The organism is Candidatus Hydrogenedentota bacterium, from assembly GCA_018005585.1.
Lineage (GTDB): Bacteria > Hydrogenedentota > Hydrogenedentia > Hydrogenedentales > JAGMZX01 > JAGMZX01.
On the sequence record JAGMZX010000043.1, the window covers coordinates 31,570 to 40,308 of the forward strand.

Here is an 8,739-nt window from a genome sequence, read left to right on the forward strand (position 1 = left end):
CGGGCGTAGACCCGGTCCAGGGGGACACGACCGGTTCGGACCGGGATTTCTATATTCCCGAATTCCAGGACTACGTGGACGGCGTGCCGGTGCAGGTCACGGTCGACCGCAATAATATGACCGAGGATGTCGAGGTCAAGACGATCACGGTCCAGGCGTTTGACCCTGATTTTCAGGCTCCGCTCGACATCGTGGAGGAAAAGACCATCCAGGTCCGCGTGGAACGGCCGCCGCTGCGCATGGAGGGCACGCTCAACCGGAGCCGCCCGCCGTATGTGGAGCGGTTCGTGCTCATGCTGCGGGACACGACGGGCCGCGTGATCCCCACGCGGACAGCCGAGGACTTGGAACATCTCGAGTTTCTTGTATATGAAGATGAGGTCCTCTTGGACCGGGATGAAACGAACCAGTTTGTCAGCCTGCCGGACGACCTTCGCGTGAACCTCGTTATTATGTTGGATTTCACGGGCAGCATGTACCATGCGGGCACGGAAGCGGCCGTAAATCCGCTGGAGCCCGGCGAAGCTATCGGGATTATGAAACGCGCCGCCGGGTTGTTCCTGGATGATCTCCCCGCGAGTTACCGCGTCGCGCTCATGTACTACAACGACCGTCAGCAACCGACACGGATCCTTCATCAGTTTACGACGGACAAGGCGTCGCTCAAGGCGGCGCTCGAGGAATTCACCCTGCCGGAAGCGCAGCATGGCGTTTCCACCGTCCGCGACGCGCTCATCGACGCCATGGGCGTGTTGCAGGAAGAAGACCCCGAAGAGACATTGCCTTTCGATGATGCCGACGTGCGCGCCGTTGTTTACATCACGGACGGGGTGGACAACGCCTCCGCAGCGTCGCAGAACGACGTGCTGGCGTTTGCGGAGGAGACGCGCGTGCGCCTCTATCCTGTTGCGTACAGCGCCAATGGCGAAGCGATCAACAGTGCGGACTTGGTGGTTCAGGCCAGCGATTCCGGCGGTCATCTCTACTATGCGAACAGAGTAGAGGACCTGACCCGTGTGCTGGGCAGCGAGCGCAGCCTCGTTCTGGAACCCAGCGGGTTATCGGGGAGCAACCTCGTCTACTTCAACGTGGCGAACATCGGCGTCAATAATTTGGATTGGAGCCTCGGCGTTACCCTCGGCCAGGACTGGATATCGAGTGTTGCGCCGTCCGGCGCCATCCTGTTGCCGGGCGAATCCATCCCCGTCGCGGTTAATCTGAATCCCGCGGCGCTGCCGCTCGGCCAGCGGGTGGAAGGAGAGATAGGTGTGACCTCGGCGGATGGCGCGGCGAAGGTCATCTTGCACATGACGCCCGCCGACGACGGCATGGGGGGCGTTCTGGCTTCCGATGTCAGCGTGTCGCTGGAAGACGAACCGGGCGTGCTGTGGAACGACCTACGGAATCAGGTCGTGTTCACGTATATCACGCCCAAGGAAGTTGCGTTCGACTACCGGCTGGTTGCGCGGTATGTCCCCGAGACCGGCCCGGCGATCCAGGGTCAGTTCCAGCGCGATGGCATGTTCTACCCGGGCGACGTGCTTGCCGGGCAGATTGCCATGACGACCACCGGGATCATGGAAGACTTGCGCGCCGAGACGCCCGAAGAGTCGGTGCGCGCCGAGGTCTTCGTGCGGACCGACTATGTGCCGCGCAACGTGAACCGGTTCCGGATGCGTTTCTTCACGTCGCTGGCGGATGGCGCGCCCGCGGGCGCCGCGGGTGCCTTGGCCGCTGCGCGGATGCGGGTCCAGCTCGCGCCGGGCGGCCTGCTCGACACGCGCGACGCGTTTTCTTCCGGCTGGCGCCTGATCTCCGAGGGCAACGGCGTGTATTTGCTGCTTACGGAGGAATCGAACTACCTGCCGTACGGGGCTTTCGGCAATCTGCTGAAGATTACCTTTACGGGACTTGAGGATTTCGTCGCGTCGTATGCCGGTACCGTCGTGCAACCGGAGTTCTTTGTCGAGATGCGCGTGGATAATCAGGTCTATGTGTCTCCTGCGACTCCCGGCCGCCCGAGCGACACCAAGTTCTTCTTGTACCCCGCGGGCCCGACGTATCCGGGACGGCGCCTGTCCGTGAAGCTGGGCGCGCGGGACGTAGCCGCGCCCGCGCGCACGATTCTGGACCTGGCGTTTCCGGGTATCGCGCCTGAGGAGCCCGGAGTCTGGGACCGCGACGAAGACGGCCTGCCCGATTTCGATGACCCCAATCCCGACGACGACGGGCGCCCCGGTAACCTGGTGGTCCCGAATCCGTTGCAGATTGATGCGACGGCGAGTTCGGGCACATTGACGATTCGCAACAACCGGCTGGATGCGTTTACGTGGCTCATCGAGCCCGCGTCGGTCCCGAGTTGGGTCGCAAGCATTACGTACGGAAACCCGCCTGGGTCCGTGCCTGACACCGAGTTGTCGCCAGGCGAGAGCGAGTTGATTCATATCGGCGTGGACCGCACCGGTTTGCCCGCGGGTTCGTCGGTGCAGGCAACGCTGATATTCACAACGTATGTCTTCGAGGCTGAAGAAGTGCCGGTGAGACTGTTCATCCCCTAGCAACCCTAACCCCGCCGCGTTCGGACGTGCCTGGGTGAAGGAGTGCGGTATGGCCAATTGGAAATGGCGAATGTGTTGCGCGGCGATCGCCGCGGCGGCCCTGTCTCTTGCAGGGTGCCCGCCCGATCCGGTTCTGTTCGTGTCTCCCCTTGCCGTGGACTTCGGCGCGTCGAGCACGACCGGGACGTTCCGCATACAAAATGCGGGCGGCGGCGTATTGTCCTGGCAGGTCACCGAAGATTTGCCCTGGCTCTCGGTTGTCGAGAACAGCGTGGGCAAGCAGGGCGTGGCGCTGGAGGGAACGACGGGGCCGGAAATCGACGTGATTGAGATGCGCGTGGACCGTACCGCACTGGGCAGCGGTGTGTCGAATGGTCAGGTGCGCATTACGTCGAACGGCGGCGATCAGGTGGTGGCCGTGTCCGCAAAGGCAGCGGCTTCGGCGCAATTGCAGGTTTCAACCACCACCCTGGACCTGGGCGAATCCTTGACAACCGCGCAATTCACGATTGCCAACCTCGGGTTGGAGACGCTGGAGTGGGAACTGGCCGTGGCGCAGGATGCGCCGTGGCTGAGCGCCAGTCCGGTGGAGGGTACGCTGGCGAGTCAGGACGCGGCTGCGCCCGTGACGGTGACAGTGGACCGCACCGGGTTGCCGCCGGGTTCCTTCGAAGGCGTAATCAGCGTTACGTCGAATGGCGGCGATGCGGAAGTGACGGTGGCGGTGGATGTGCCCGTGCTCATTGTGCTGCCCGACAGCATCGCGTTTGGCGCGTTGGCCTCGCCGACGAGCCGGTTAGCGAGTGTTCAGAACCGCGGTTTCGACCCGATTGCGTGGGCCGCGTCCGCGAGCACAAACGACGGGGGGGACTGGTTGGCGGTATCGCCGGCGAGCGGCTTGGCGCCGGGGGATGCCACGAACCAGGTCAGTGTGACCGCGAGTCCGGCGGCTTTGGCGCCGGGCGCGTACTCGGGCGAGGTCGTCGTGACCGCCGCCGCGGCGGGTTTTGCCAAGACGATACCGGTCACGATGACGGTCACCGGTTTTCTCGTGAGCCGCGGCGCGATAGATTTTGGCATCATCGAAGCGGAGACAAACGATACATTCACCCTTACGAACATCGGCACCGCGCCCATTGCGTGGGAGATCCAGACGCCGACCGCCGCCGCCTGGCTGAACGTCAGCCCGGTGTCGGGCTCGCTGACGGGGACGGAGACGATCACGGTTACGGCGAATCCAGCCGTCGTGCAACCCGGTCCGTACGAGGCCGACATCAGTATTCTGCACAACGATGTCACCGACGTGGTCCATGTGACAATGACGCGGCCCGCGCCGCCGGCGCTGGTCGTGGCGCCGACAGAAATCGATTTCGCGACTACGCGCATCGAGCAGACGCTTGCCATCTGGAACTCCGGCACGGGCACGGTGGGCTGGCGCATTGACACATCGGGCTTTCCTGCGTGGTTGTCGTTGACGCCCGTGGACGGAGCGGGCATCGCCAGCGGCACGGTTGCCGGCGAAGAGACGGCCATCCTTGCGCTGCGCGTGGACCGCGCACTTGCGCCGGCGGGCGAGTTGAATTTCACGCACGCGTTTCAAGTCGAGGCCGTCAGCGGCGCTACGGGCTCGGTTGACGTGCTGGTCCACATGGCGATTCCCGTTGTTCCTCGCATCGATGTGGAAGCCGACGGTTTTGATTCGACCGGAGTTCCCTTCGTCAATCTGGATACGGACGAGAACTCGGCCACATTTCAGGTCTCGAATCTTGGGAACGGCGCGCTATTCTGGAGTATCTCGGGTCAGGAACAAGCGCCCTGGATTACTTCCGTGTCGCCCGCGCAGGGAACGCTCGAGCCGAATACGCAGGTCACCGTTACCCTGAGCGCCGACCGCAGCACGCTGACCTACCTCGGCGCGCAGCACCTGCTGACCATCACGTCCAACGACCCGGACAACGGCGGCGTTCTCTTGTTGGTGGAAATTCAGGTCGAGAAGATGATTTCCATAGGCGTGCGCCCGACGCAGATGGGATTCGGCGTCGATGTCATCTCCGATATCCTGGAAATCGCCAACTTCGGCGACCCCGACACAATCCTCAATTTCGCCATCACGTCGAACAAGGAATGGCTGAACGTCTTCCCGGACTCCGGCACCAGCATCGGCGTCCTGGGCAGTCTCAAGAACTGGCAACCCGTGAGCGTTTCGGTGGACCGTTCGCTGATCGAGAGCAACGGGGCATCGGGCAAACTTGCCATCTCCGCATTTGAAGTAGTCGACGGTCAGCGCGTACCGCTGCCCAACATTGCGCCGATCGAGGTCGCCGTTTCGGTAGAAGCCGTTGAATTGGTGGTCGAATCGGCCCCGTCGCGGCTGCGTGTGCCTTCGCTCGTGCGGACCGTGCTTCTGATGCGCAACATCCGCCAGCACGCGCTGCCGATTCCCGATGCGTTGTTGCGTGAGGTTGCGGGCAAGTTTACCTTGTATGAAAACGGCGAAGTGCTGGAAATCACGGAGACGAACCAGTTCCTGCGCAATTCCAGCCGCATCAGGGCGAATGTGCTCATTATTCTCGACTACTCGGGCAGTATGCTGGCGTCGGCCCGCGAGGCGCTTGAAGAGGATATCGCGACGGCGGGAGACCCGCTACAGGCCCTCTACGAATCGTGTATCCCGCAATTGATAGAGGAACTGCCCGGCCAATACCGGGTGGCGCTCGCGGTGATGAGCGAACGCGTGGGCGACGCCGAGTTAAGTTCGCTGCGCCTGCTGGGCGGCGACGACGGTGAGGAAATCTTCACCACGAACAAGGATATCCTCCAGGCCCGCCTGTTCGCGCTGGACGTGAACGACAACGGCGCGACCACGCTGTTGCCGTCATTGCGTCAGGCCGCCCAAGTGCTGCTGAACGAGGATTTGAACCGCGGCCTGATCCCCTTCGACGACGCGGACATGCGCGCCATTATCGCCGTGACGGACGGGCGCCTGACGACTTCTTCGAATTTCAATATCATCGACACCGCGCAGTTCCTTGTTGACCGGAATGTGCGCTATATGCCCATCGGCTGGGGCTCGCAGGTCTATGGCGACCCGCTTATCCGTCTCTCGGCGTTGACGGGCGGGCATTACTACGCGACGCGCAATGTGCCGACGGGCGAAACGGACGCCTTCGGCAATGCTATCCGCATTCCCGTTGCGGCCAACCTGCAAGCATGGTGCGAAACCGATTTGGGCGATGAATGCGACCAGTCCGTCCCGAAGGACTTGAAGGCGCAGGTGCTGTTCAGTTACACGACCTTGAAGAACGAGCCCGGCGTAACGGTGGAGGGGCGGCTTACCTTCAATGAGCCCAATGACCAGAACAGCCCGTGCCTCGAAGAACAGGGCGAGATAACGGGTTCCTATACGCATGCTCAACTCGACTTCGAGGGGATTGCCGGCGACCCGCGGCTTGGCCAAATCTCGCTTCGTTCAGAAGGGCTCCAGCCGGACGGCACGGCGCGGGTTGTGGCTCGTCTCGAATACGCGCCCCGCAACGTGCGCCGCCTCGCTTTCAGTTTCCAGGTGGACAGTGCTGAAGCCTACAGTGTAGACATCGCGAAGATAGCCGAGTCGTCGGGTGGCGTCTTTCCGGCCTGGAATCAGAGCGGCGGAATCGGCAACCTCGTCTTTGCCACGCCGGATGACATGCCCCTCGAGTACGGCGATTTCGGCGATATGTTTGAGTTGCGGTTCTCTAACGTGACGCAACCGTTCCTGGTTCGGGTCGCCGTAACGGACCCGGTCATCGTTCCCGCGAACCCGGAGTCGAAGTATTTCACCATTCCCGACACAATCAGTGTTTACGAGGCCGATTCCTTTGCGCCGGCGTTTCCAACACCGTTGCTGTCCGCCGTTCCGGCGATTACGGTAGATGAAGAAGACGCGCACAGCATCGATTTGGGCACCGCCGTGAACGCCGCCCAGATCTTCATCTGGAACGGCGGTGGCAGCCACGCGCCCACGGGAGTCTGGCTCGATTGGGCTCTGAATATCGAAGAAGGCTCCAGCCTGGTGCAGGTGGTCCCTGACCCGCCGGAGGGGACCGTGGTGTCGACCTTATCGCCGGACACGGTCACGGTGACGGTGGACCGTTCCGTGGACCCTGGCGAATACGAGGTTGTGATCGGGTTTGTCTATGTCTACGGTTCCCTGGGTATCACGTATACGGGCGCGCCGTTGACGCTTTTCTACACGGTCGCGCCGGCCTTGCTGGCCGTTGCAAACACGTTGTTTGCTTTTGGCGACAGCACGGTGGACCTGCCCATAAGCGTCTCGAACACGGGTCAAAGCGTGCTTCGGTGGTCCATTAATACCGCCGCGCTTCCCAGTTGGCTCAGTGTCACCGCAAATTCCGGTGCGCTGGGGCCGGGTGAAAGCGACGACTTTCTCGTGCATGTGCAGCGAGATGCCGCCCCCGGGCCGGGCGACTATACGCATTCCTTCCTCGTGCAAACGGAAGACGGACAATCAACCTCTATTACCGCGACAATGACGGTCAACCCGTGAGATGACATGCGGGTTGGCCTGATACCGGGGGACGCGGGGTGGGTTGCGCACCGTGCCCGTTTTTGGGTATTCTCTCGCGGAATGGCCGGGCGTCTGTGCCGTGTTGACCTTACTGCGCGTTTGGTCATTGGGGCCGGAGACTGGTGGTGCAGCCAAGATGACCGTGCTTTTGCTGAATATGGCGTTGACCCTCGCGGGCATGGCGATAATCCTGGCCGTGTGGATGGGGGTGCATCTCGCGGCGCGGCGGCGCATGGGCGAGCGCGCGTTCTCGTGCAAAGGCCCGTCCGTGGACGCGCAGGGCGTGGCTTGGTGCTGCAAAGGCGACGGGTCCCTCTGTGAGGACGCCCGCGGCAAGTAATCGCCCGGGAACGCGCGTGGCTGCTTGCCGGGAACAGACTCGCCCGGCTTGGCTTTGGGCTTTTTTTTCTTGCCTGGAAGCTTCTGCTATAATCGCGCGCTTCCGTCGGGAAACGTGCTGCGAGAATAACGAGAAGGGAGTGCGTGCATGCCGGTCAAGTATCAATGTCCGAAATGCGAGCGCCGCTATGTGGAATGGGGCGCGGAGAAGTTCGGCTTCAAATGCCCTCATTGCGTCAATGAAGAACTGGTGCGGCTCGGCGCTATTGAGCAGACGTCGTCACGCCAGTCCAATTTGAAGCGGCGGTTGCGCCGCCCCACGCCGCAGCCTGTTGCGGTCGAAGAAGAAGAAATGCTGGAACCGGTCGAACTTGCCTCGGCGGACACCCTCGAGGAAGAGGAAGAGCCGGAGGAAGAAGAGGTTCAGGTGGGGGTCGGCGCCGCGCCCGTGGTCGCGTCCGAAGAGGACGTCGACGCGGAAACCGACACGGCGGCGGATGAGGAACTTGTTGAAAGCGGTGAAGACCTGGAAATAGGCGACGAGTTTGGGGAGGAAGCCGGGGGGGACGTGCCGGAGGACGTGGAACTCGACGAACACTGAGCCGGTTGCGAAGTTTTCTCCGAAGGCGGCGTGCGCGGCAAGCGCGCCGCCTTTCGTGTTCCCTGCGGGACCGGACGCCGCGGCGCTTACGGGGTCGCCTCGGTTGTGTCTGGCGGCGTGCTTGCGGAGACCTCCGCCGGGGGGGATGTGGGCGGCGCAGCCGTGGCCGGAGGAGATTCCAGCGCGGCGCCGCCTGCGCTTGCATCCTTTTCTGCCTCTGCCCTGGTCGTGAGTATCACGCGGTCATACCGGTAGATGACCGCCAAGGCAGGGAACTGGCCGAGGAAATAGTGATTCAGAATCGCGAAAAACGTGGCTTGCGGCTCGATTTGGACCGTCCACTTGCGCTGATCCGCGGGAATCTGCTCCACGGCCGGCGCGACCTCCAACGGCACTTCCACTTGTTGGCTGAGCGCCACGACGTTGGCGATCGCATCCGCGTTGGAGTAGTTGAGCGCCTCCTGCGACACCGGGCGCACCAACCTCTCGTACAGCGCAGGCGCCAGCTTGATACCCGGGATTAGTTCATGCTCCGGCTTTCCTGTCCCCTCTTGCTGGCTGGGCAGATTGGGGTCGATATTGTCCAGTTCCACGGAAGCCACCTGCCGCATGGGCAGGGTAATCTCGACCCCGTCCATGACGCGCACGACAATCTCGCGGGTATTCTGCCGGAC

General features: G+C 62.6%; 5 protein-coding genes. 4 read left to right on the forward strand and 1 reads right to left on the reverse strand.

Translation table 11 applies throughout. The annotated features are described in order from the left end of the window. The 4 genes from KA184_09600 to KA184_09615 all read left to right on the forward strand — a co-directional run. Positions 1-2,558 (forward strand): hypothetical protein (locus tag KA184_09600; GenBank protein MBP8129817.1); only part of this gene is annotated, 2,558 nt, incomplete at its 5' end. 49 nt (positions 2,559-2,607) lie between these two features. After that, entirely contained in the window at positions 2,608-7,104 is a 4,497-nt protein-coding gene (locus KA184_09605; protein ID MBP8129818.1) for a hypothetical protein, read from the forward strand. A gap of 157 nt (positions 7,105-7,261) precedes the next feature. Continuing rightward, entirely contained in the window at positions 7,262-7,465 is a 204-nt protein-coding gene (locus tag KA184_09610) for a hypothetical protein (protein MBP8129819.1), read from the forward strand. Positions 7,466-7,612: 147 nt separating this feature from the next. After that, on the forward strand, positions 7,613-8,065 hold the full coding sequence (locus KA184_09615) for a hypothetical protein (protein MBP8129820.1): 453 nt from the start codon (positions 7,613-7,615) through the stop codon (positions 8,063-8,065). 86 nt (positions 8,066-8,151) lie between these two features. On the opposite strand, the gene KA184_09620 is transcribed toward KA184_09615, so the two are convergent. Next, a partial coding sequence (locus tag KA184_09620) for a hypothetical protein (GenBank protein MBP8129821.1) occupies positions 8,152-8,739 on the reverse strand: 588 nt, incomplete at its 5' end.